Genomic DNA, 21,955 nt, shown 5'->3' with positions numbered 1-21,955 from the left:
GCCGGCACTTCCACCCCACGACCGACGCCAAAACGGCAAGAGCACGCCATGTTGCCCTGGTCCTCGAAAGAACCGTCCTTACCACTCACGAGGCGCGTCCTGGGGCCGCGCGTAACGGCGGGCACCGGGCGGCCGACATCCGGTGGCGGCACCACGGAACCGCCCGCCCGACCGGAGGTAGGAGATTGCCCGAGATCCTCAAGGTCCGGGTTCCCGTGTCGGCCGGGTTGGACGTGGTGTTCCTGCACGGGCTGGACGGGGACGCGCGGAAGACGTGGGCGGGCGGGTCGCCGTCGTCGTTCTGGCCGGAGTGGCTCGCCGAGGATTTCGACCGCGTGGCGGTGTGGTCGGTGGGCTACGAGGCCTGGTCGTCGGGCTGGCGGGGCAAGGCGATGCCCATGCAGGACCGGGCGATCAACCTGATGGCGTCGCTGCAGAACCTCGGCATCGGCGAGCGGCCGTTGTGTTTCGTCACCCACAGCATGGGCGGCCTGCTGGCCAAGGAGATCCTGCTGCACGCGGCCGAGGGCCGGACCGGCTTCGCGGCGTTCGCGACGGCCGCGCGCGGGGTGGTCTTCCTGGGGACCCCGCACACCGGCTCGGGGCTGGCGGCGGTCGTCAAGGCGCTCGGACTGCTCTATCGGTCCACCGCGGCGGTGAAGGACCTCAAACGCAACGCCGCCCACCTGCGGCACCTCAACGACCGTTACCGCGATTGGGCCGACGAGTCCGGGATCCGGAACCTGGTGTTCTTCGAGGCGTATCCGACCAGAGGGGTCCGGGTGGTCGACGAGGGCTCGGCCAACCCCGGCCTGCCCCGGGTCCGCCCGATCCCCGTCGACGCCGACCACGTCGGCATCTGCAAACCGGCCGGCCGCGATTCCCTTGTGTACGGCCAGATTTCGAGATTCATCGACGGCATTCTCTCGGAGACCGATGTTCCGCCGCCCCGGCACGCGGCGTGGAAACTGCCCCTGAGCGGCAGGGTCTTCGTCGGGCGCGCGGCCGAGCTGGACAGGCTGGAGAAGACGGCGAAAGCCGCCGCCCGGGTCGCGGTGGTCGCGGTGCACGGGCTCGGCGGCGTCGGCAAGAGCAGCCTGGCCGCCAGGTTCGCCGAGCTGCGTTCGGCCGACTATTCGGCCGTCTGGTGGGTGACGGCGGACTCGGCTTCGGCGATCGACGACGGGTTGGCGGAGCTGGCCGTGGCGCTGTCCCCGGAGGCCGTGGGGCTGCCGTGGGAACAGCGGGCCGAACAGGCCGTCGGCTGGCTGGCCGGGCATACCGGCTGGCTGCTGATCCTCGACAACCTGACCGAGCTCGCGCACGCCGCCGGGCTGCTGGACCGGGTGCGGACCGGCACGATCCTCATCACCAGCAGACGGGGCACCGGCTGGCGGGACGTCGGCACCGTGTCACTGGACGTGCTGGAACCGGACGAGGCGGCCGAGTTGCTCGCCCGGACGGTCCGGGCGGAGTGGCCGGAGGCGGAGCTGGCGGGCGCCGGCGAACTCTGCGCCGAACTCGGCTGGCTGCCCTTGGCGGTGGAACAGGCCGGGGCGTACCTCGCCCAGAACCGGATGACGCCCGCCCGCTACCTCGGCCTGCTCGCCAGGTCCCCGGCCAAGATGTTCGCCTGGACCGCGGAGGCCGAGGACGCGGAGCGCGCCGTGGCCCGGGTCTGGCACGTCACCCTCGACCGGCTCGCGGACACCCCGCTCGCCGCGAAGTTGTTGCGACGGCTGGCCTGGCACGCTCCCGAACGCATCCCGCGATCGCTGCTGGAGGGCGACGGCGAGGAACCGGAGCTGTCGGAGGCTTTGGGGCGGCTGGCCGCCTACAGCATGATCACCCTCGACGCCGAGACGATCGGCGTCCACCGCCTCGTGCAGGCCGTGACCCGGACTCCCGACCCGGCCGACCCCTACCGCGGTCCCGAGGACATCGACCACGCCCGTGAGGCCACCGCCGTCGCGCTCGCCCACGCGCTCGACGTGGTGGATCCCCGGCTGCCCGAGGACTGGCCCGTCTTCCAAGCCGTGTTGCCGCACGGGCGGGCGCTGCTCGACCACACCGAGAGTGACACCGGCCCGCTTTGCCACCTCGCCAACAGCCTCAGCCTCTACGTCCTCGGTCAGGGCGACGCCGCGGCGGGCATCGCGTTCGCGGAACGGGCCGTCGGCGCCGGTGAACGCCTTTTCGGCTTCGACCATCCGATCACCCTGCGCGCCCGGAACACTTCGGCGTCCGCGTACCAGGCGGCCGGTGATCTGCGGCGCGCGACCTCGCTGCTCGAGACCGCGCTGGCGGACTGCGAGCGGGTGCTGGGGCCTGCACATCCGGACACGTTGAGCTGCCGGAACAACCTGGCTGCCGCCTGCCACGCCGCCGGTGACGTGAGGCGGGCGATCTCGCTGTTCGACGAAACGCTGGAAGGACGCGAGCGCGTGCTGGGAAAGGAGCACCCGGACACGCTGGTCTCCCGGAACAACCTGGCCATGGCGTACGAAATGGCGGGCGACGCCGAACGGGCGATCCCGCTCCACGAAGCCACGCTCGCGGATCGCGAGCGGGTGCTGGGCGCAGACCACCCGGAGACCTTGCTCTACCGGAACAATCTAGCCTATCTCCACTGGTCGATGGGTGACTCTAAGCGCGCGGTCACGTTGTTCGAGGCGACATTGGAAGATCGTGAACGGGTGCTGGGGCCGGACCATCCCAACACGCTGGTTTCGCGGGGCAATCTCGCGGGAGCGTGCGAGTCGGCGGGCGACCTCGCCCGCGCGGTCGAACTCCAGGAACGGACCCTGGCGGATCGCGAACGCGTGCTGGGTCCCGATCACCCCGACACCCTGAAATCTTGGAACAACCTGGCGGGCGCGTACGAATCCTCGGGTGACCTGACCAGGGCGATCGAACTGTACGAGCGCACGCTCGCAGCCAGGGAGCGGGTGTTCGGGCACGACCACCAGGACACGCTGAATTCACGGAACGATCTGGCCTACGCCCGCGGAGCCGCGGGGGATCTGCCACTCGCCATCCGGATGTTCGAAGAAGCGCGGTCGGACGCCGAGCGGGCGCTCGGTCCGGACCATCGCCTGACCAGAAGGATCCGGGAGAACCTCGAGACGGCGATCCGGCTGCGCGACCGGTCTTGACCGGCCGCCCTTCGGTTCCACTGTGAACACCGGCCCCACGATGCCCTTCCGGAATGCTGACATCGATGGCAATCCAAGAAAAGGGCGATACGAAGCCATTTGGCTCAAGCGTTTGTCTGGTCCAGTCCAGTTACGTCTACTAACGTAGAGGGATGGAGCTGGAACTGCGCCACTTGCGCATCATGTGCGCGATCGCCGAACTCGGGAGTATCACCAAGGCGGCGAACACGCTCGGAATGGCGCAGCCCGCTTTGACCGCCCAGTTGAAACGCATCGAACGGACCCTCGGCGGGAAGCTCTTCCTGCGCGATCACACGGGGACCCGGCCGACGGCACTCGGTCTCCTCGTCCTCGACCGGGCGAAGATGGTGCTCCCCGCCGTATCGTCCCTGCACGACGAGGCGGCGCGCCTAGCCCAGCACGCCGGTACCGGCGAGCCGGTGACCCTGCGGCTCGGTTCGGCGACGGGGCCGATGCTCGGCGCGCTCCTGCAGCGTCTCGGCACCACCCATCCCGACATCCACGTCGCCACCCATACGTCGTGGTCGTCCAACAAACTCGCGGACATGACCGCCGAGGGCGCGCTGGACTTCTCCTTCGTCGGTGTCTGCGGTGACGCCGCGCCGCCGCCGGAGCCCGGCGTCCGGTGGCGGACCCTCGCGCATCATCCGGTGTTCGTGCTGATGTCGGCGCGCGACGAGCGCGCGCAGCACGACGAGGTCGAACTCGGCGCGCTGGCGGACGAACGATGGTGCGCGACACCGGGGGACGGCTGTTTCGGCGACTGTTTCGCCTCCGCGTGCGCCCGGTCGGGGTTCACGCCGCGTTCGCTGTACGAGACCGATGTCCTGACCTGCATCGAAATGGTCGAATCGGGACACGCGGTGGTGTTGTGTCAGCCGCTTTTCCACGAGATCCCGGGCATCGTCGCCGTCCCGATCGCGGGGAATCCGCTGAGCTGGCGGAATCTCGTCGGCTGGTCGGAGCGAGGGGAGATGGGACCGTTCGCCGCGGAGATGATCGCCCTGTCCCGCGCGGTGTACGGCGAACTGATCGACCGGCGGCCGACCTACTCGAAGTACCTCGAGTTGAACCCGGGTTACGGTGTCGACTACACGGACGCAGGCGTGCGCTGACCTGCGTCGAGGTCGGCAATAGGTCCAGTCCACTGGGGTGGATATGACCTAAATGGTATGTACCTTTTGCATCAGGCGCCTCGTACGGTCGGGGACACGAGATCCCCCTTCCGGTACGTCTTGAGGAAGCGCCTGAAATGAACCGAAAGATCGTAGCGGCCGCCGCGGCGGCCATCACCGGCGCCGGCCTGGTCACGGCCGTCGCGCTGACACCGAGCGCGAGCGCCGGCCAGACCGTCCCGGCGGCCGACCAGGTCCAGTCGGAGATCGTCGCGGCCCTGTCGCGCGACCTGAAGATCAGCCCCGATCAGGCCAGGACCCGTCTCGCGGGTGAGCAGACGGCGGCACGCACCGAAAGCGCCCTCAAGACCCGGCTCGGCCCGTCCTACGCCGGATCGTGGCTGGACGCGGCGGGGACCACGCTGACCGTCGCCGTCACCGACGCGGCGCTGGAGGGCACCGTCCGTGCGGCGGGCGCGACCCCGAAGACCGTCACGCGGAGCGCCGCCCAGCTCGACGCCGCGAAGCTGTCCTTGGACACCAAGGGAACCAGCGCGCCGAAGAGCGTGCCCGGCTGGTACGTCGACGCCACCACCAACTCGATCGTCGTGCTGGCCAACGCCGGCACCGAGGCCGCCGCGAAGTCGTGGGCGACCGCGTCCGGGGTGCGTGCCGACGCGGTGCGGGTCGAGACCAGCACCGAGAGCCCGGTCCCGCTGATCGACGTCATCGGCGGCAACGCCTACACGTTCGGCTCGGGCCGCTGCTCGATCGGTTTCTCGGTCGAGGGTGGCTTCGTGACCGCGGGGCACTGTGGCACCACCGGAACGCGCACCTCGAACCCGAGCGGGACCGTCGGGGGCTCCAGCTTCCCCGGCAACGACTACGCGTGGGTCCGAGTGGACGCGGGCAACACCCCGCGTGGGCTCGTGAACCGCTACCCGGGCACCGTGCCGGTGGCGGGTTCGCAGGAGGCCGCGATCGGCGCCTCGGTCTGCCGTTCCGGCTCCACGACGGGCTGGCACTGCGGCACGATCCAGCAGAAGAACGCCTCGGTGAACTACCCGCAGGGCACCGTTTCCGGCCTCACCCGGACCAACGCCTGCGCCGAACCGGGTGACTCCGGCGGCTCGTGGCTCGCGGGTGACCAGGCACAGGGCGTCACCTCCGGTGGCTCCGGCAACTGCAGCTCGGGCGGCACGTTCTACTTCCAGCCGATCTCGGAGATCCTGAGCGTGTACAGCCTGCGCCTGGTGACCTCGGGCTCGAACCCGCCGTCCAGCACCACCACGACGCCGACCGGCCCGACGACGTCGAACCCGCCCTCCGGCACCTGGGCGGCCGGCACCACCTACGCCGCGGGTGCGACGGTCACCTACAACGGTGCTTCGTACCGGGCGCTGCAGGGTCACACCGCTCAGGCCGGCTGGGAGCCGCCGAACGTCCCCGCCCTTTGGGCGCGCTCCTGACCGCCTAGCCGTCCGGGCCACACGCAGGGGTGCGCCCGGACCCGACCGCCCCCGACGTCGTCCGTGCGTCGGGGGCGGTCCCTGTTTCCGGCTCAATGCAGGACTTTCAGTCCCACCACACAGGCGACGATCCCCACGATCAGCAGAATTTTGGCCAGTGACGCGGTTTCCGCGCCCGACACCATGCCGTAGCCGACGGTGAGCGACGCTCCGATCCCGACCCAGACCGCGTAGGCGGTCCCGACGGGGAGATCCCTCATCGCGTAGGCGAGGCCGGCCATGCTCGCCACCAGTGTCACGCCGAAGATCACCGACGGTGTCAGCCGGGAGAATCCTTCGGACCTGCCGAGGGCGGTGGCCCACACGGCTTCCAGAACACCCGAAACGATCAGAACAAGCCAGGACATGACGCGCTCCCAGAGCGCCGTCTTGTCGCTGGCCGGGTACGGCACCCACTCGTCCGGGGACCTCGATCACGAGGTTCCTGAACCAGGATCGCACACCGCCGGTGTGGGCGCCCGCGGGTTTGACGAGGATCACCACGCGGACGCGCCACTGTGGACGGTCGGTCACTTCTCGGCGCCCGCCAGCACCTTGGGTGCCGACCAGGCGAGCAAACCCAGTTCCAGCACCGAGAATCCGATCAGCGCCCACGCGCTCGGCAGCCAGATCAGGGAGATCCCGACGAGGAGGATGGGCAGGACCAGTCCCGCGTAGGCGGCCAGGAACAAGGCAGCGAGGACTTCGCCGCGCATCGGCGGCTCGGCCAGTGCGGCGACGGTGGCCACGGAGGCGCGGAAGCCCAGCCCGACCCCGGCGCCCGCCGCGAGCCCGCCCACGAGGAAGAGCCACAGCTGGGACGTCGTCACCGCGACCGGCAGCGCCACCAGCCCGGCCGTCATCAGGGTGAGGCCGAGCCGCAGCTGGGTCCGCCTCTCCAGACCGGCGAAGATCACCTGCGCCGCGGCGGCGGCGAGGAACACGGAGAACGACGCGAGACCGGCCAGCATCCGCGAACTCTCGTGCAAACCCTGTGCCAGCAACGTCGGCGTCAGCGCCATGAACAGTCCCGTGATCGCGAAGGCCGCGAACGCGCCGATCGCCGCGCCGAAGAAGGCGGGCCGCGCGCTCGACGGGAGTGAGACGCGCTGTGGCCGGTATGCGGGCAGCTCCTCGGCGCGTTCCACCGTTTCCGGGACGAGCGCGACGGCGATGGCCGCGGCCAGCAGCAAGACCAGGAAGAACAGGAACGGCGTGGTGAGCGGCTCGGCCGAATAGCTCGCGAACACCCCGCCGAACAGTGGTCCGAGAGCCAGCCCGCCCATGTTGACCACGGTCGCGATCAGCCCGGCACGCCCGTGGTCCTCGCTCGGCCTGGCCACGGCGCGCAGTTCGGACAGATGCGCGGTGGCGGTCGCGGTCAGCGCGCCGATCCCCGCGCCGCCGACGAGCCTGGCCAGGATCAGCCCGGGGACGTCCGGCCAGGTCAGGAAGAGGGTCGCGGACAGGGCCTGGACCAGGGTCGCGGCGAGGATCACCCGCCGTCGTCCCAGCCAATCGCTGACATGCCCGGCGAGGTACAGGCTGCCCATCACGCCGACCGCGTACGCCGCGAACACGATGGTCACGACGTAGGTCGGGAAGCCGTCACGTTGCTGGTAGAGCACGTAGAGCGGGGTGGGAACGGTGGAGAAGGCCAGTGAGACGGCGTAAGCGGCCGCGATGACCCAGAAGCCGCGACCGTGGCTGATCCGCCGGAGCGCGGGACGGGGAAGGGTGACGGTGTTCAGCATGCCTCCACTGTGGATCCTCGGATCATCCAAGTCCAACGAACAATGCTGGTCACAGTTATCCAGAACTGCGATAATTGGCCCTCGTGGAGACCCGTCAGCTCGAATGCTTCGTCGCCGTCGCCGAGGAACTCAGTTTCACCCGCGCCGCTCGACGGCTGTTCGCGGTGCAGTCCACCGTGTCGGCCACGATCCAGGCACTCGAAGGCGAGCTCGGTGTCAAGCTGTTCGACCGGTCGACGAGGCGGGTCGAGCTGTCCCCGGCGGGCAAGGTCTTCCTGCCCGAGGCCAAGGCCGCGCTGGAGGCCGTCGACAGGGCGCGTGAGGCGGTCGCCGATGCCTCCGCCGGACTGCGCGGCAGCCTCCGCATCGGCACCTTGACCAGCGTCGGGGGCCTCGACCTGCCCGATCTGCTCGGCGCGTTCCACCGCCGGTACCCGCTGGTCGACCTGCACGTCACGGTGTCGATCACCGGATCGACCGGACTGGCCGAGGATCTGCGCCAAGGCAGGCTCGACGTCGCCCTGCTCGGCCTGCCCGAGTCCGATCTCGCCGGGCTCCGCACCAAGCCGCTCGGTTCGGCGCCGTTCGTGGTCGTGCTGCCCGACGGCCATCGGCTGGGGGACCGGCGGTCGCTGACCCTGGCGGACCTCACCGGCGAGTCGTTCGTGGACAACCCGCGCGGCTTCGGCAACCGGGTCGCCCTGGACCGCGCGTTCGAGGCGATCGGGGCCCCGCGGCGGGTCATCGTCGAAGTCGCCGATCTGCGTTTGGTGCCCGCCTACGTCGCGGCGGGGCTCGGCATCGCCGTGGTGCCCGATCTCCAACTGCTGACCGGGGTCCGGACGATCCCGCTCGACGCGCCCGGCCTGGTCTGGCCGCTGACCATCGCCACCAGGGGTGCGCGGTCGCCCGGTCCGGCGGCCCGCCTCCTGCTCGACCTGATCGACGGCGGCGGGTACTCCATCGCGGTGCCGGTCCGGACCTGAGCTCAGCCTGACAGCAGCGTGCGGGTGGTCCTGGCCACCAGGTCCACGGTGCGCGGCGGTGGCGCCTCGCCGCGGTCGAGATGTCTCCTCACCGCGGCGTAGGGGAGGTCCACGAGGGCCAGCATCAGTTCGTCGGTGCTCCGGCCGGTCTGCGCGCGCAGCCGTCGCACGACCTTGGTGATCGCCGTGTCGAGCCGGCTGTTGGCGTCTTCGGCGCGGGCGCTGTCTTCGGCGTCCCAGTCTTCGACGCCGAGCGCGCGGTTGCCCGCGTAGAGCAGTTTCCCCTCGGCGGGATGGGCGCGGCACCATCGGACGACCTGTGCCGCGGCCTCGACGGCGGCCTCCAGTACCGGTTCCTGTTCGAGTGCTTCGAGGTAGTCCCGCTGGAAACGGGTCACGGTGCGGAGCCAGACGGCCGCGAGCAGCGCGGGGCGCCCGGCGAAGCGGTGGTAGATCGACCCGCTCGGCGCCCCGACTTCGCGGGCGACGGCCGACATGGTCACCCCTGCCGCTCCTTCGGCGGCGAAGAGCCGCACGGCGGCGTCGAGGAAGTCGTCGGCGGTGTGCAGCGGTGGCCGTCCCATTTTCAGAGACTATCCTCTAGTATGGTTCTAGGGGAAGGTCTCTAAAACAAGGAGGCACGATGCGAGTGTGGAACAGGCATTCCCGGATTGTCCCGGTGTCGTCGGAGCGGGTGGGCGCGCTGATCGACACACTGTCCACCGACGACGACCGGCTGTGGCCCGTCGACGCGTGGCCGCCGCTGCGGTTCGACCGGCCACTCGGCGCGGGAGCCGTGGGCGGGCACGGACCGGTGCGGTACTCCGTCGAGTCCTACGAACCGGGGAGGTCGGTGCGATTCCGGTTCACCGCGCCCCGAGGTTTCGACGGCTTCCACGAATTCACCCTGCGCGCGAGGGGGCCGGAAGAGACCGAACTCGAGCACCTCATGGTGCTGCGGCTGCGGCATCCCGCCTGGTTCACCTACCCGCTGCTGTGGCGGCCGATGCACGACGCCCTGCTGGAGGACGGCCTGGACCGTGCCGAGCGTGAACTCACCGGCACGGTCCGCGCGCCCGCGCGATGGAGCCGTTACGTGCGGCTCTTGCGGAACCTGATCTCCGGCAACAGGTCCTTGCGCTTCAAGAAGAACAAGGTCCCGCCGATGAGCGCGACGGCGATCAGGTAACCCAGTGCCAGTGACACGGCGCCCCCGTTCGCCGGCGGGAGCAGGACCCCGAACACCGCGCTGATCCCGGCGAGGATCCAGCGGCCCCGGTCGGTCGTGAGGCTGACGGCGAGCAACGCGACCGTCCACAGGAGATACCACGGCTGCACGACCGGCCCGAGGACCAGCATCGCGGCGAAGGTCAGCCCGGCGCCGTAGAGCGGGTGCAGCTTTTCCCGGTAGGTGAGCCACAGCAGCCTGGCACCGACGGCGAGGCCGAGGATCGCGCCGATGAGCGAGAACACCTTGATCGCGCCGTCGGTCAGGTCGGCGCCGAAGATCTTGCCCACCCCGCCGACGAGGAAACCGAGTTCGTTGGTGGGCGCCATCCAGCTGTGGACCTGACCGGAAACCCCGGAGAGGACGCGGACCCAGCCGAAACCGAGCCCGCTGCCGAGCGAGATCGCCGCGGTGACCGCGGCGAATCCGGCGGGCAGCCCGAGCGCGACGGCCACGCGTCCCGCGGGGGTCGCCCGGCGGAACAGGTCGACGCCGACGAACAGCAGACCCGCGACGGCCACGATCTTGATGTTCGCGGCCGCGCTCACCGCGATCACCCCCGCCGCGATCAGCGCGGGCCGCGCCGCGCCGGTCTTCGCCGCGCCCATCAGGACGAGTTCCAGCCCGGCGACCATCAGCCCGACCATGAGCCCGTCGTTGTGCACGCCCGCCACGACGTGCCACAGCACCAGCGGGTTGAGCAGGGCCAGCCACAACGCGATCGACGGCGAAACCCCGGCCCGGCGCGCGAGGCGGGGGAGCGCCCACGCCATGAGCGCGATCCCCGCCAGCCCCAGCAGCCGGTGCAGCAGCAGTGTCGGGACGAAGTCGTCCCCGGCGAGGTGGGCGACCGAGCGCGCCAGCGCGACGAACGCCGGCCCGTACGGGGCGGGCGTGTCCCGCCAGTAGTGGCTGACCGCGAGCGTCACCGGTGAATCGGCGCCGAGCGCCTGGGCCGGTCCCACGAGATAGGTGTCGAACCCCTTGGCCGCGATGAGTCCCTGAGCCAGGTAGCTGTTGATGTCGCCGCTGAACAGCGGGCGCGCGACCAGCAGCGGCGCGCACCACGACACCGCGATCCAGTACAGCCGCCGCTCGGGGAGCCCGGCGGCGAGGCGTCCGATGCCCAGCCAGGACAGCACCAGGGTGGCCATCCCGGTCACTCCCAGCGCCACCACCAGCACCGAAGGCAGGCCGATGCCCGACGTGACCAGCACGAGCACGGCGATCCCGAGGAAACCCGCCCAGTGCAACGCCGAGATGTTCAGCCCGGTCTTCTCCGGCGCGGGCAAGACGTTTTGCATGCGGCCAAACTACTCCAAGTGCGAGATCCGGTTCCGCCGATCGTCGGTGAAACCGGCCGGGACGCTTCAGGACCGCGTCCGCCGGGTACCCCCGCGCTGGAGAGGCGGTGGTGGGCGTGAAGAAACGTTGGGTGCGCCTTGGGGCGTTCGCCCTGGTCGGGCTCCTGATCGTCGGTGCGGCACTGCAGTTCACCGGACTGCTGTCGAAGTTCGACCCGTTCGGAACGTCCACTGTGGACCGTTCGCAGCCCGCGGTGCTCCAGGCGGTCCGTGATCTGAGCCAGTACCACGCCGCCGTCGGCGACTACCAGGTCGTCGTCGACATCGAGAAGGACGTCAAGTGGGTCCCCGAGGCCATCGCCGGGGAACGGACCCTGTTCGTGGCCGCGGGCTCTGTCGACGCGTACGTCGATTTCGGGCCGCTGCTGGAGAATTCGCTCACCGTCTCCGAAGACCGGCAATCGGTCGAGGTCCGGCTGCCCGAAGCCCATCTGGCGAAACCCAACCTGGACAACGAGCGCAGCTACGTCTTCGGCCAGGAGCGCGGCCTGATCGACCGGCTCGGGGCGTTGGTGTCCGTGCCGGACCAGCAGCAGTTCTACGTCGCCGCGGAGAAACGGATCGCCGAGGCGGCGCAGCACTCCGGCCTGCTCGAACGCGCCAGGGCCAACACCAAGGCGATGCTGACCCAGCTGCTGCAGGCGCTGGGCTTCCGCGTGACCTTCCCGGCGGAACCGACCACCTGACCTCGTCCGGGAGATGCGCGAACGTGCTGTGCTGCCTTGGCGGCCTTGACCGCGCCCGCTCGTACTGGTGGGCTGGCGTAGTCGACTGGGAGGCGCGATGGCGACGAAGCCGAAGGACACCCTGACCTACACCGAACCGATCGCGACCGGCGAGGTCACGATCGACGCCTTGCCCGACCGGGTGTACCGGCTGGTCAGCGACCCGGTCGCGATGGCGGAGTGCACCGAGGAGCTGCGCAAGGCCCGCTGGATCCGCGGTGCGACCGGGGCCGCCGTCGGGAACTGGTTCGCCGGCAGCAACCGCAACGGCCGGCGGCGCTGGGTGACCCACGCCGAGATCATCGAAGCCGAGCCGGGACGCCGGTTCGCCTACCGGGTGCGCACGCCGTTCCTGGTGCCGATTTCCCGCTGGGAGTTCGACATCGAGCCCGAGGGTGACGGCTGCCGGCTCACCGTGCGGAACTGGCTTCGGGTGCCGCCGTGGTTCGTCCCGATCGCCATCTTCATCACCGGCGAGCCCGACCGAGCCGGGACCAACCGCGCCAACATCGCGACCACCTTGGGGCGGGTGAAGGCGCGGGTCGAAGGCCGGGAATGGCAGCGGACGGGCTGACCTCGGCTTCCTCGCTCACCCGGTCTCGAAGTTCTGCATGCCCCGGTTCTCCAGTTTGCGCATCACCGGGCCGGACAGGAGACCGTGCACGAGGACCGACACCGCGATCGTGAGCGCCGTGACGCGCCAGAGCGAGTCGGCCATCGGGAAGTCGCCGTGCCCCAGCGCGTAGGACAGGTAGTAGAGACTGCCGATGCCGCGGATGCCGAAGAACGCGATCGCCGTCGCCGCCGGACGCGTGATGCCGCCGCGGAACAGGGCCAGACCGCCGAACAGCGGGCGCACGACGACCACCGCGGCCACCGCCACCAGGACCTCGGCGACCTGAAGGTCCGCCAGGAGCCCGTCGCCCAGGATGAAGCCGAGGCCGAGCAGGGCCAGCGCGACGAAGAGTCGTTCGAGCTGATCGCCGAATTCGTGCAGCACGCCGTGGTAGTCGTGCGAGCGTTCGCTGGCGCGGATCGTCGCGGCGGTGGCGAACACCGCGACGAAACCGATCCCGCCCAGCCACTCGCACAACGCGAAGGGGAGGAACGCGATGGCCAGCACGACCAGCCCGTCGGAGTACTCGCCGAGGCGCAGCCGCTCGTGCCGCACCCGGAACATCAGCCAGGACAGCAACCGGCCGCAGACGAGACCGACCACCACGGCGATCGCGAGCGGGACGATCACCTCGGTCAGCAGCCATGGCACGGGAGAGGTGCTCACCGTTCCGGCCAGGACGACGGCCAGCAACACGAACGGCATCGCCAGACCGTCGTTCAGCCCGGCCTCCGAGGTCAGCGTGAACCGGATCTCGTTGTCCGAGCCTCGCCCGTCCTCGGTATGCGGCGCGGGCACCTGGACGTCGCTCGCCAGCACCGGATCGGTCGGCGCCAGGACGGCTCCCAGCAGCAGGGCCGCGGCGGGGGACAGGGCGAGCGCCCACCAGCCGAGCAGGGCCACCGCGCCGATCGACAGCGGCAACGTGATCGCCAGCAGCCGCCAGGTCGAGCTCCACGATCGCCAGCCGATCAGCCGGTCCGACTTCAGCCCCGCGCCCACCAGCGACACCAGGACGCCGAGTTCGGTGATCACTTCGACGGCGCCCACGTGGGACCTCGGGTCGAGCACCCCTTCGCCATAGGGGTATCCGAAGGGGAGCAGTCCGAAGATCAGCCCGCCCACCAGCAGGATCAGCGGCATCGACAGCGCGCGTTCGTGCAGCAGGTTCGGCAGCACCGCGGCGCACAACGCCAGAACGCCGGCCCCGGCGAGCAGGATCTCCATGGTCGCGGAGTACCCGGCCCGCACCCCGCGCAACCGGAAGTGGCTCAACCGCCGACTTCGAGTCCTTTATGGACTGTCAAGCCGACGCCCGAGGCGAGCCGGTACGGGCGGGTGTCCACAATGGCTCCGAGCAGACGGCGCAGCCGGGAGACCTCGGCGCGGACGGTGACGAGATGTTCGGCGTCGCCGTAGAGCGCCCGGCTGAGGGCTTCAGCCGAGAGCCCGGACGGGCCCGCCGCGTGAAGGTGCACGAGGATCTCCGCGTGCCGGGGTGTCACGGTGCGGACCCATCCGACGTCGCCCGACCGCATCCGCAGCATCGGCGCGTGGCCGAGTTCGAGATCCAGCCGGACCCGGCGAGCGGTGTCGGCGGGGCGCACGAGCCAGCCCTCGGCCAGGCGTTCGGGCAGACAGGCGCCGAGACCGGGGACGGCGAGGATCCGGCCCTCCTCGGGGGCGGCGATCCGCTCACCGGGGGCGATCCCGGCGGCGTGGGCCACCCAGCCGTCGTCGTCCACCAGCAGCGCCGGGCCGCCCACGCCCGCCACCACCGGTTCGGCGGTCTTCCTCAGTTTGTCCAAGCCTTGCTGGTGGTGGCGCCAGAGTTCGGATTCGGCGAGTCGCCGTCCGGTCTCCACCAGCGCGGCGATCGCCGGGTGCAGGGTCAGGGCGGGTCCGCTGACGTCGATCACGCCCAGCAGTTCGCCGGTGCGCGGGTCGTGCACCGGCGACGCGGTGCAGTACCAGGGATGCTGGCCCTGCTCGAAATGCTCCCCGGCCAGCAGTTCCACGGGCGCGGCCTCGGCGAGCGCGGTGCCGATCGCGTTGGTGCCGACCCTCGACTCGGTCCACTCGGCACCTTCGGTGAAGCCCAGGGTGTCGGCGCGGCGCTTGACGGCGGGGGAGCCCGCGCGCCAGAGGATGATCCCGTCGGCATCGGTCACCACCAGGAGCATGTTCGCGGTGTCGGACGTCGCGCCGAGCACCTGTCCGAGGCTCTCGACGACGTGCCGCAACGGGGAGGCGCGGCGACGGCGGGCGACCTCGTCGAGCGGGACGGAGTCCCGGGCGTTCACCCCGTCGGCGGCGAGCCCCAGGCTCAGCGCACGCGACCACGAGCGCGACACCAGCGGCCGGGGCGGGACGCGCGGACGGCCGCCGCCGATCACGGCTTCGTGCATGCGGACCAGGTCGCGGGCGTGCATCGGCAGGTCGGCGCCGGGCGGGACCGAGCTGAACACGCTCACGGGCCACCTCCGCACCATCGCGTCGACCGATCAGCATAGGTCGGCGTGCCCGGATGCGCCAAGGAGTCGCGCTGCAACACGCTGCAACCCTTGTCGCCGTCCCCGCTCGCGGCGTGTGATCGGGGTAACAGCCGAACGCCGAGGTTTGGGAGTGGCCATGACACGGACGGTGGACCGGATCGAGGCGACGGGCTCGCCGCAGGCTCGGGTCGACGCCTGGCTGAGCCGGTTCGAGGCCGCTCTCGCGGCCCGCGACGTCGAAGCCGCCGCGGCGCTCTTCGCCGTCGACAGTTACTGGCGCGACCTGGTCGCCTTCACCTGGACGATAAAGACCGTCGAAGGCCGCGACGGCGTGGCGGGCCTGCTCGGCGCCTGTCTCGAAGGGATCGAACCGTCCGGGTTCCGCACCACCGAGACGCCGACCGAAGCCGACGGAGTGACCGAAGCGTGGTTGGAGTTCGAAACCGCGACCGGCCGCGCGAAGGGGCACTTGCGGCTGAAGGACGAAGGCGCTTGGACGTTGCTGACGAGCCTGCGTGAGCTCAAGGGGTTCGAGGAGCGGCGCAACGATCAGCGGCCGAAGGGGGTCGAGCACGGCGTCGTCCGCGGCCGGAAGTCGTGGGCGGAGAAGCGCGAGGAGGAGCAGACGCGGCTCGGCTACGACGAGCAGCCGTACGTCGTCGTCATCGGCGGTGGTCAGGGCGGGATCGCGCTCGGTGCCCGGCTGCGCCAGCTCGACGTGCCCGCGCTCGTCCTCGAACGCAACGAGCGTCCCGGCGATTCGTGGCGGAAGCGGTACAAGAACCTCTGCCTGCACGACCCGGTCTGGTACGACCACCTGCCCTACCTGCCGTTCCCGGACAACTGGCCGGTGTTCGCGCCCAAGGACAAGATCGCCGACTGGCTGGAGATGTACACGCGGCTCATGGAGGTGCCGTACTGGACCAGCACCGAGGTGACTTCCGCCTCCTGGGACGAGGACAAGCAGCAGTGGCTCGTGACCGTCGTGCGCGAAGGCGAGGAGCTGGCGCTCACGCCGCGGCACGTCGTGTTCGCGACCGGGATGTCCGGCAAGCCGAATCTCCCGTCGTTCCCGGGGATGGAGTCGTTCGAAGGCGATCAGCACCACTCGTCGGCGCATCCCGGCCCGGACTCCTACGCCGGCAAGAAGGCCGTCGTCGTCGGGTCCAACAACTCCGCGCACGACATCTGCGCGGCGCTGTGGGAACACGGCGCCGACGTCACCATGGTGCAGCGGTCCTCGACGCATATCGTCAAGTCGGATTCCCTGATGGACCTGGGACTCGGTGACCTGTATTCGGAGCGGGCGGTACAGGCCGGGATCACCACCGACAAGGCGGACATGATCTTCGCGTCGATCCCGTACCGGATCATGCCGCAGTTCCAGATCCCGGTGTACGACGCGATCCGCGAGCGGGACAAGGACTTCTACGCGAGGCTGGAGGCGGCCGGGTTCCGGCACGACTGGGGCGACGACGGATCCGGCCTGTTCCTCAAGTACCTGCGGCGCGGCTCCGGCTACTACATCGACGTCGGCGCGTCGGAACTGGTGGCCGACGGGAAGATCAAGCTGGCACACGGCCAGGTCGACCATCTGACCCGCGACACGGTGGTGCTGTCCGACGGCACGGAACTGGCGGCGGACCTCGTCGTGTACGCCACCGGCTACGGCTCGATGAACGGCTGGGTCGCCGACCTGGTCGGGCAGGAGACCGCGGACCGCGTCGGCAAATGCTGGGGCCTGGGCTCGGACACGACGAAGGACCCCGGGCCGTGGGAGGGCGAGCAGCGCAACATGTGGAAGCCCACGCGGCAGGAGGGCCTGTGGTTCCACGGCGGGAACCTGCACCAGTCACGGCACTACTCCCTTTACCTAGCGCTGCAACTGAAGGCGCGCTACGAGGGGATCCCGACGCCGGTGTTCGGGCCGCAGGAGGTGCACCACAAGTCGTGAGGGCTCACGGCACGATCGAGTCGACGTAGCCGCCGTCGACACGGACGGCGGCTCCTGTCGTGGCCGAGGAGAGCGGGGAAGCCAGGTACACCACCAGGTTGGCGATCTCCTCGGGTTCGATGAGCCGCTGCAGCAGTGATTGCGGCCGGTGCAGGCGCATGAACTCGCGCTGTGCCTCGTCCCACGGCAGATCCTTGTCGACCAGTTCGTAGACGAAGCCCTCGACGCCGCCGGTGTGGGTCGGGCCCGCGATCACCGAGTTGACCGTGACGCCCGTTCCCGCCGCGGCCTTGGCGAAACCCCTGGAGACGCCGAGCAAAGCGGTCTTCGACACTCCATAGTGGATCATCTCGGCGGGGATGACGATCGCGGAATCGCTGGCGATGTACTGGATCCGTCCCCAGCCGCGGCTCGTCATCCCCGGCAGGTACGCCCGGGTCAGCCGCACCGCGGCGAGGACGTTGACCTCGAAGTACCGCCGCCACTCGTCGTCGGTGATGTCCAAAGGGGACTGTGTCCCGAAGATGCCGAGATTGTTGACCAGGACGTCGATGTCGGGCACCGCGTCCAGGACCTGGGCGGTGCCGTCGTCCGTCGACACGTCACCCGCCGCCGCGACGACGTCGGCGTCCGGCACTTCGGCGCGCAGGCGGTCGATCGCGGACGTGACACCGGCTTCGCCCCGGCCGTTGAGCGCGACCCGGGCACCGGCCCTGGCCAGCCCCGTGGCGATGGCGAAACCGATGCCCTGCGTCGATCCGGTGACGAGGGCCGTCTTCCCGCTCAGGTCCAGTCGCATGGCCCCAGTCTGGCGCAGAAGATCACCGGGCGCAGGATCTCAGCATTAAGAGGACTAAACGCGGGCGGCCTTCGCGTAGCGGCGGGCCAAGGCGGCGAACGCCTCCTTCAGTTCAGCGGGCCCGACGACTTCGACGTCCGCGTCGAAGCGGCCGATGCTCGCCGCCAGTCCGGCCCACGACCAGGACCCCAGCACGAGGCGGCACCGATCCGGCCCGGCCTCCTCGACGACGCCGTCCCGGACGTAGTGGGCCACGGTCGTGGCGGGGAGGTCGAGGATCACCTCACCGCGGCAGGGCCACTCGCCCGAGTCCACTTCGGACGATCCCCGGAACCGGCTCGCGACGAAGGTGGCGACATCGGGGGAGGGCAGTTCCCGTGGGGTGAACCGGGGCCCGGCCGGGGTGCGCGGGGTGATCCGGTCGGCCCGGAAGGTACGCCAGTCCTCGCGGTCGAGGTCCCAGGCGACGAGGTACCAGCGGCCGTGCCAGGTGACGAGATGGTGCGGTTCCGCCCGGCGCGGCAACGCGGTCCCCTCGTAGTCGAACCGCAGGACTTCGCGCGCGTGGACGGCCGCGCCGAGGGCCAGCAGGACGTCGCCGTCGACCCGGGGCTCCGACCGGCTCGCGGGCGATTCGACGGCGGTGACCCGCAACGTGTCTATCCGGCGCCGAAGCCGCGACGGCATCACCTGCCGGACGGTGTGCAGCGCCCGCATCGCCGCCTCTTCGATCCCCGCGCCGCTCGTGGTGGCGATCTGGAGCGCGACCGCCAGCGCGACCGCCTGGTCGTCGTCGAACAGCAGCGGCGGCAGTTCGGACCCGGCGTCGAGCCGGTACCCGCCGTCGGGGCCCTTGACGGTCGCGATGGGGTAGCCGAGCTCGCGAAGCCTGTCGACGTCGCGCCGCACGGTGCGCGGGCTGATGTCCAGCCGCTCGGCCAGCAGCGCTCCCGGCCAGTCGCGGCGGGCCTGCAGCAACGAGAGCATCGAGAGCAGTCGCGCGGAGGTCTTCGGCATGTTTTCCATGATGTCTCAAGTAGAGGCCACATCCTGTCCTCTACCCCTGCGAGAGTCGGTCTCGTGCCAGAAAACGACAACCCGGAGGGCCTGATGACCGCCACCATCCTCGACGCCGAACGCGCCGACCTGCTCGGAGCCCTCGCCACCGTCCGCGCCACGCTGACCGCCACTGTCCAAGGACTCACGGACGAGCAGCTCGGAGCGACGCCGACGGTCAGCGCGCTGTGCCTCGGCGGCCTGATCAAGCACGTCGCCTCGGTCGAAGCCATGTGGCTGCGGTTCGTGGTCGGCGGCCCGGACGCGGTGCGGTACGACCTGCCCGAAGGTGTCACCTGGGCCGACCTCGGCGCCGGGACCGCCCGCGAGTTCCCGCAGTGGGCGATCGACCACCAGAACGAATTCAGGATGCTGCCCGGCGACACCCTCGAGGGGATCCTCAAGCAGTACGAGGAGGTGGCCGCGCGGACGAAGGAGGTCATCTCGTCGGTTCCCGACCTGTCCGTGACGCATCCGCTGCCGGAGGCGCCGTGGAACGCGCCGGGCGCGGTGCGCAGCGTGCGCGGGGTGCTGGCGCACCTCATCGCCGAGACCGCGCAGCACGCCGGCCACGCCGACATCCTGCGCGAGAGCATCGACGGCCAGAAGTCGACCTGACCCTGCATCCTCGTGAGTGGTAGGGGCGGTTCTGGTGGACCTGTATTTGCTTACCCACTGGATACTGATGTCATCTCGGTGGCTTGTAGAGCTTGTTCTGGATGCCGATGTGGGCGAGTGGGGAGGATTTGAGACGTTCAACGTCCCAAATCTTCCCCGCTCGGCTGCCGTCCGCGAGGTTGCGGGGTGACACGGTCTTGATCGACGGAGGATCGGGGACGTTAAGTGTCCCCGATCCTCCGTTGATCAAGTACCAAGACCTGAGCGACCCCCTCGACTACCGCACACCATCTTCGCCCTGGTCACGCGTGGGTAGGCAAATACCGGTCCGCTCTAACCGTCCTTACCACTCACGAGGTGCCACAGCTCGCTCACAGCTTCCTGCCGTAGGGTCCCCGCCCGGCGGCGGACCTGATCATGGTGGTGGTTGTGTGCGGGAGAGTGCGGCGGAGCGGCGGTTCCGCCCGGAGATCCAGGGATTACGGGCGCTCGCGTGCGTGCTGGTGGTCGTCTACCACGTGTGGCTCGGCCGGATCTCCGGCGGCGTCGACGCCTTCTTCCTGATCTCCGGGTTCCTCGTCACCGGCCAGCTCTACCGTGCGGCGGCGCGCGGGAAGATCGAGTACCGGCCGATGTGGGGCCGGATGATCAAGCGCCTGTTCCCGGCCGCGCTCACCGTGTTGCTGCTGGTCGTCGTGGCGAGCGCGGTGCTGCTGCCGCAGAACCGCTGGTTCCAGACGATCAAGGAGGTCGTCGCTTCCGCGCTGTACCTGGAGAACTGGCAGCTGGCGGCGGATTCCACCGACTACTTCGCGCAGCACAACTCGGCCAGCGTCGTCCAGCATTTCTGGTCGCTGTCGATCCAGGGCCAGTTCTACGTGGTCTGGCCGCTGCTGGTCGGCCTGGTCCTGCTGATCGCCAGGCGGGCGCGGCGCAACGTCCTGCCGCTGCTGCTCGCCGCCCTCGGCACCGTGTTCGCGGCCTCGCTGGCCTACTCGGTGTGGCTCACCGCGGTCGATCAGCCCTTGGCGTACTTCGATTCGCTGACCCGGGCCTGGGAGTTCGCGCTCGGCGGCCTGCTCGCGCTCGTGCTCGACAGGGTTTCGGTGCCCCGGAACGCGCGGGTCGTGTTCGGCTGGGCCGGGGTCGCCGGACTCGTCTCCTGCGGGCTCGTGCTCCAGGTCGGGACGGTCTTCCCCGGCTATCTCGCGCTGTGGCCGACGCTCTCGGCGGCGCTGGTGATCCTCGCGGGCGACACCGCGTTCAAGGGCGGCGCGGACCGCTTCCTCAGCAGCCGCCCGCTGAAGTATCTCGGCGATCTGAGTTACGCGCTCTACCTCTGGCACTGGCCGGTCCTGGTCTTCTATCTCGTTTCCCGCGACCAGGCCGAAGTCGGGCTCCGCGGCGGCGCGGTGATCATCGCGCTGGCGTTCGTCCTCGCCGTGCTGACCCATCATCTGGTCGAGCGGCCGCTGCGAGCGTCCGCGATCGGGGTCCGCACCCGCTGGGGCGCGTACCGGTTCGGCGTCGCGACGCTCGCGGCGGTCCTCGCCGCGACAGGGGCTTGGCAGTGGGTCAGCGTGCGGCAGGCGGAGAACTATTCGATCGCGGTCGACGATCCGGACCATCCCGGCGCGCTCGCGCACACCGACGGGTTCACCTACTGGGGTGCCGCCGACGCCGCGCTCGTCCCGTCCTTCGTCGCCGTGTCCGAAGACTGGGCGGGCATCGACCCGGCCCGCTGCGGATCGTCCCCGCGCAACGCCGACCTCGAGGTCTGCACGTCGCAGACGTCGGGCCATCCCACCCGCCGGATCGTGGTCACCGGCGACTCGCACGCCGGGCAGTTCCTCGGCGCGCTGCTGCCGATCGCCGGACAGCGGAACTGGGAAGTGACCTCGATCCTCCGCGGCGGTTGCCCGTTCTCCACCGATTCGGACGCGGTGCCCGGCGACCAGTCCTGCATGGACTGGAACACCGCCGTGGCCGACGAGATCCTCACGACCCGGCCCGACGTGGTGATGACGATCGGCACCAGGGACGTGCGAGTCGGTGTCGAGGAACGGGTTCCCGGCGGCTACATCGCCCAGTGGCGCAAGATCGACGAGGAGGGCATCCCGGTGCTGGCGGTGCGGGACAACCCGCGCTTCTCCCAGTCACCTTCGGCCTGCGTCGAGACCCGCGGCGCGGAGGCGTCCGAGTGCGCCACACCGCGCTACGACCTCTACGCGGCGGAGCCGCCCTACGAGTCACTGACGGACCTGCCGCCGAACGTGCGGTTCCTCGACTTCAGCGACTACTTCTGCACGGCCGAGGTCTGCCCGCCGGTGATCGGCAACGTGCTCGTCTACCTCGACGACAACCACGTCAGCGGTACCTACATGTCGACGATGTCGGCCATCGCGGAGAAGGCGATCACCGAGGCGCTGGGCTGGGCGGACGACCGAACGGAGGAGCTCGCACCGGGCGGGTGATCAAGACAACAAATCGCCGCAGAATTGCGTCAAACTGCACTAGGTAGATGGTCGGCCAAGATTCTGCGCAACGATTCGGCCTTATCC

The 21,955-nt window shown here is 70.0% G+C and carries 18 protein-coding genes and 1 riboswitch; of the genes, 10 read left to right on the top strand and 8 right to left on the bottom strand.

Translation table 11 applies throughout. The features are described from left to right. Positions 1-185: 185 nt before the first annotated feature. From fxsT to BKN51_RS17165, 3 genes are all read left to right on the top strand, one after another. Entirely contained in the window at positions 186-3,155 is a 2,970-nt protein-coding gene (gene fxsT / locus BKN51_RS17175; RefSeq protein WP_101608614.1) for an FxSxx-COOH system tetratricopeptide repeat protein, read from the top strand. Positions 3,156-3,307: 152 nt separating this feature from the next. Further along, complete coding sequence (locus tag BKN51_RS17170; RefSeq protein ID WP_101608613.1) at positions 3,308-4,291, top strand: LysR family transcriptional regulator; 984 nt, start codon at positions 3,308-3,310, stop codon at positions 4,289-4,291. Positions 4,292-4,428: 137 nt separating this feature from the next. Further along, positions 4,429-5,760, top strand: a complete 1,332-nt coding sequence (locus BKN51_RS17165; protein WP_101608612.1) for a carbohydrate-binding protein — start codon at positions 4,429-4,431, stop codon at positions 5,758-5,760. Positions 5,761-5,852: 92 nt separating this feature from the next. Here BKN51_RS17165 and BKN51_RS17160 read toward each other — a convergent pair whose 3' ends face one another. Then, complete coding sequence (locus BKN51_RS17160) at positions 5,853-6,167, bottom strand: DMT family transporter (RefSeq protein ID WP_101613271.1); 315 nt, start codon at positions 6,165-6,167, stop codon at positions 5,853-5,855. A gap of 11 nt (positions 6,168-6,178) precedes the next feature. Beyond that, positions 6,179-6,247, bottom strand: a riboswitch (guanidine-III (ykkC-III) riboswitch). A gap of 82 nt (positions 6,248-6,329) precedes the next feature. Then, positions 6,330-7,553 carry an MFS transporter gene (locus BKN51_RS17155; protein WP_101608611.1) on the bottom strand — a complete coding sequence of 408 codons (1,224 nt, stop codon included), beginning with the start codon at positions 7,551-7,553 and terminating at the stop codon, positions 6,330-6,332. 83 nt (positions 7,554-7,636) lie between these two features. Here BKN51_RS17155 and BKN51_RS17150 point away from each other — a divergent pair, with 83 nt between their 5' ends. Further along, a complete protein-coding gene (locus BKN51_RS17150) occupies positions 7,637-8,539 on the top strand; it encodes a LysR family transcriptional regulator (protein WP_101608610.1) in 903 nt (300 codons plus the stop codon). Between the two features lie 2 nt (positions 8,540-8,541). On the opposite strand, the gene BKN51_RS17145 is transcribed toward BKN51_RS17150, so the two are convergent. Next, a complete protein-coding gene (locus BKN51_RS17145; RefSeq protein ID WP_101608609.1) occupies positions 8,542-9,123 on the bottom strand; it encodes a TetR/AcrR family transcriptional regulator in 582 nt (193 codons plus the stop codon). A 59-nt stretch (positions 9,124-9,182) separates the two neighbouring features. On the opposite strand from BKN51_RS17145, the gene BKN51_RS43145 reads away from it, so the two are divergent. Then, entirely contained in the window at positions 9,183-9,728 is a 546-nt protein-coding gene (locus tag BKN51_RS43145) for an SRPBCC family protein (RefSeq protein WP_158255823.1), read from the top strand. On the opposite strand, the gene mptB is transcribed toward BKN51_RS43145, so the two are convergent. Continuing rightward, positions 9,632-11,071 carry a polyprenol phosphomannose-dependent alpha 1,6 mannosyltransferase MptB gene (gene mptB, locus BKN51_RS17135; RefSeq protein WP_101608607.1) on the bottom strand — a complete coding sequence of 480 codons (1,440 nt, stop codon included), beginning with the start codon at positions 11,069-11,071 and terminating at the stop codon, positions 9,632-9,634. The genes BKN51_RS43145 and mptB overlap by 97 nt on opposite strands. Before the next feature lie 110 nt (positions 11,072-11,181). Between mptB and BKN51_RS17130 the strand changes: the two genes are divergently transcribed. Both BKN51_RS17130 and BKN51_RS17125 read left to right on the top strand, forming a co-directional pair. Continuing rightward, positions 11,182-11,817 (top strand): DUF4230 domain-containing protein, encoded by a 636-nt coding sequence (locus tag BKN51_RS17130; protein ID WP_101613270.1) that lies wholly within the window; start codon positions 11,182-11,184, stop codon positions 11,815-11,817. A gap of 97 nt (positions 11,818-11,914) precedes the next feature. Continuing rightward, positions 11,915-12,430, top strand: a complete 516-nt coding sequence (locus BKN51_RS17125; RefSeq protein WP_101608606.1) for an SRPBCC family protein — start codon at positions 11,915-11,917, stop codon at positions 12,428-12,430. Between the two features lie 15 nt (positions 12,431-12,445). On the opposite strand, the gene BKN51_RS17120 is transcribed toward BKN51_RS17125, so the two are convergent. Together BKN51_RS17120 and BKN51_RS17115 are read right to left on the bottom strand one after the other, a co-directional pair. Next, the gene (locus tag BKN51_RS17120; RefSeq protein WP_233224207.1) at positions 12,446-13,747 is read right to left on the bottom strand and encodes a cation:proton antiporter; all 1,302 of its coding nucleotides are present in this window, start codon (positions 13,745-13,747) and stop codon (positions 12,446-12,448) included. Continuing rightward, entirely contained in the window at positions 13,744-14,946 is a 1,203-nt protein-coding gene (locus BKN51_RS17115; protein ID WP_101608605.1) for a GAF domain-containing protein, read from the bottom strand. Before BKN51_RS17115 ends, BKN51_RS17120 begins: the two co-directional genes overlap by 4 nt. 157 nt (positions 14,947-15,103) lie before the next feature. Here BKN51_RS17115 and BKN51_RS17110 point away from each other — a divergent pair, with 157 nt between their 5' ends. Beyond that, the gene (locus BKN51_RS17110) at positions 15,104-16,921 is read left to right on the top strand and encodes a flavin-containing monooxygenase (RefSeq protein ID WP_101608604.1); all 1,818 of its coding nucleotides are present in this window, start codon (positions 15,104-15,106) and stop codon (positions 16,919-16,921) included. 4 nt (positions 16,922-16,925) lie between these two features. Here the strand turns inward: BKN51_RS17110 and BKN51_RS17105 are convergent, their stop codons facing one another. Further along, positions 16,926-17,720, bottom strand: coding sequence for an SDR family NAD(P)-dependent oxidoreductase (locus tag BKN51_RS17105; RefSeq protein WP_101608603.1), 795 nt, complete (start codon positions 17,718-17,720; stop codon positions 16,926-16,928). 54 nt (positions 17,721-17,774) lie between these two features. Beyond that, positions 17,775-18,737 carry a helix-turn-helix transcriptional regulator gene (locus BKN51_RS17100; RefSeq protein ID WP_101613268.1) on the bottom strand — a complete coding sequence of 321 codons (963 nt, stop codon included), beginning with the start codon at positions 18,735-18,737 and terminating at the stop codon, positions 17,775-17,777. Positions 18,738-18,830: 93 nt separating this feature from the next. Between BKN51_RS17100 and BKN51_RS17095 the strand changes: the two genes are divergently transcribed. Both BKN51_RS17095 and BKN51_RS17090 read left to right on the top strand, forming a co-directional pair. Continuing rightward, positions 18,831-19,394 (top strand): DinB family protein, encoded by a 564-nt coding sequence (locus BKN51_RS17095; RefSeq protein WP_101608602.1) that lies wholly within the window; start codon positions 18,831-18,833, stop codon positions 19,392-19,394. A 431-nt stretch (positions 19,395-19,825) separates the two neighbouring features. Then, the gene (locus BKN51_RS17090) at positions 19,826-21,868 is read left to right on the top strand and encodes an acyltransferase family protein (protein ID WP_101608601.1); all 2,043 of its coding nucleotides are present in this window, start codon (positions 19,826-19,828) and stop codon (positions 21,866-21,868) included. The last annotated feature ends 87 nt before the right edge of the window (positions 21,869-21,955 follow it).

The sequence above is a fragment of the Amycolatopsis sp. BJA-103 genome, from assembly GCF_002849735.1.
Classification (GTDB): domain Bacteria; phylum Actinomycetota; class Actinomycetes; order Mycobacteriales; family Pseudonocardiaceae; genus Amycolatopsis.
Note: the sequence above shows the minus strand (reverse complement) of the source record. Positions and strands in the feature narration are given on the sequence as shown.

Bases quoted from the DNA above. Each gene is read 5' to 3' on its own strand.
- BKN51_RS17170 (WP_101608613.1), top strand. From the start codon at position 3,308: ATGGAGCTGGAACTGCGCCACTTGCGCATCATGTGCGCGATCGCCGAA.
- BKN51_RS17165 (WP_101608612.1), top strand. From the start codon at position 4,429: ATGAACCGAAAGATCGTAGCGGCCGCCGCGGCGGCCATCACCGGCGCC.
- BKN51_RS17160 (WP_101613271.1), bottom strand. From the start codon at position 6,167: ATGTCCTGGCTTGTTCTGATCGTTTCGGGTGTTCTGGAAGCCGTGTGG.
- BKN51_RS17155 (WP_101608611.1), bottom strand. From the start codon at position 7,553: ATGCTGAACACCGTCACCCTTCCCCGTCCCGCGCTCCGGCGGATCAGC.
- BKN51_RS17145 (WP_101608609.1), bottom strand. From the start codon at position 9,123: ATGGGACGGCCACCGCTGCACACCGCCGACGACTTCCTCGACGCCGCC.
- BKN51_RS43145 (WP_158255823.1), top strand. From the start codon at position 9,183: ATGCGAGTGTGGAACAGGCATTCCCGGATTGTCCCGGTGTCGTCGGAG.
- mptB (WP_101608607.1), bottom strand. From the start codon at position 11,071: ATGCAAAACGTCTTGCCCGCGCCGGAGAAGACCGGGCTGAACATCTCG.
- BKN51_RS17125 (WP_101608606.1), top strand. From the start codon at position 11,915: ATGGCGACGAAGCCGAAGGACACCCTGACCTACACCGAACCGATCGCG.
- BKN51_RS17110 (WP_101608604.1), top strand. From the start codon at position 15,104: ATGACACGGACGGTGGACCGGATCGAGGCGACGGGCTCGCCGCAGGCT.
- BKN51_RS17105 (WP_101608603.1), bottom strand. From the start codon at position 17,720: ATGCGACTGGACCTGAGCGGGAAGACGGCCCTCGTCACCGGATCGACG.
- BKN51_RS17100 (WP_101613268.1), bottom strand. From the start codon at position 18,737: ATGCCGAAGACCTCCGCGCGACTGCTCTCGATGCTCTCGTTGCTGCAG.
- BKN51_RS17095 (WP_101608602.1), top strand. From the start codon at position 18,831: ATGACCGCCACCATCCTCGACGCCGAACGCGCCGACCTGCTCGGAGCC.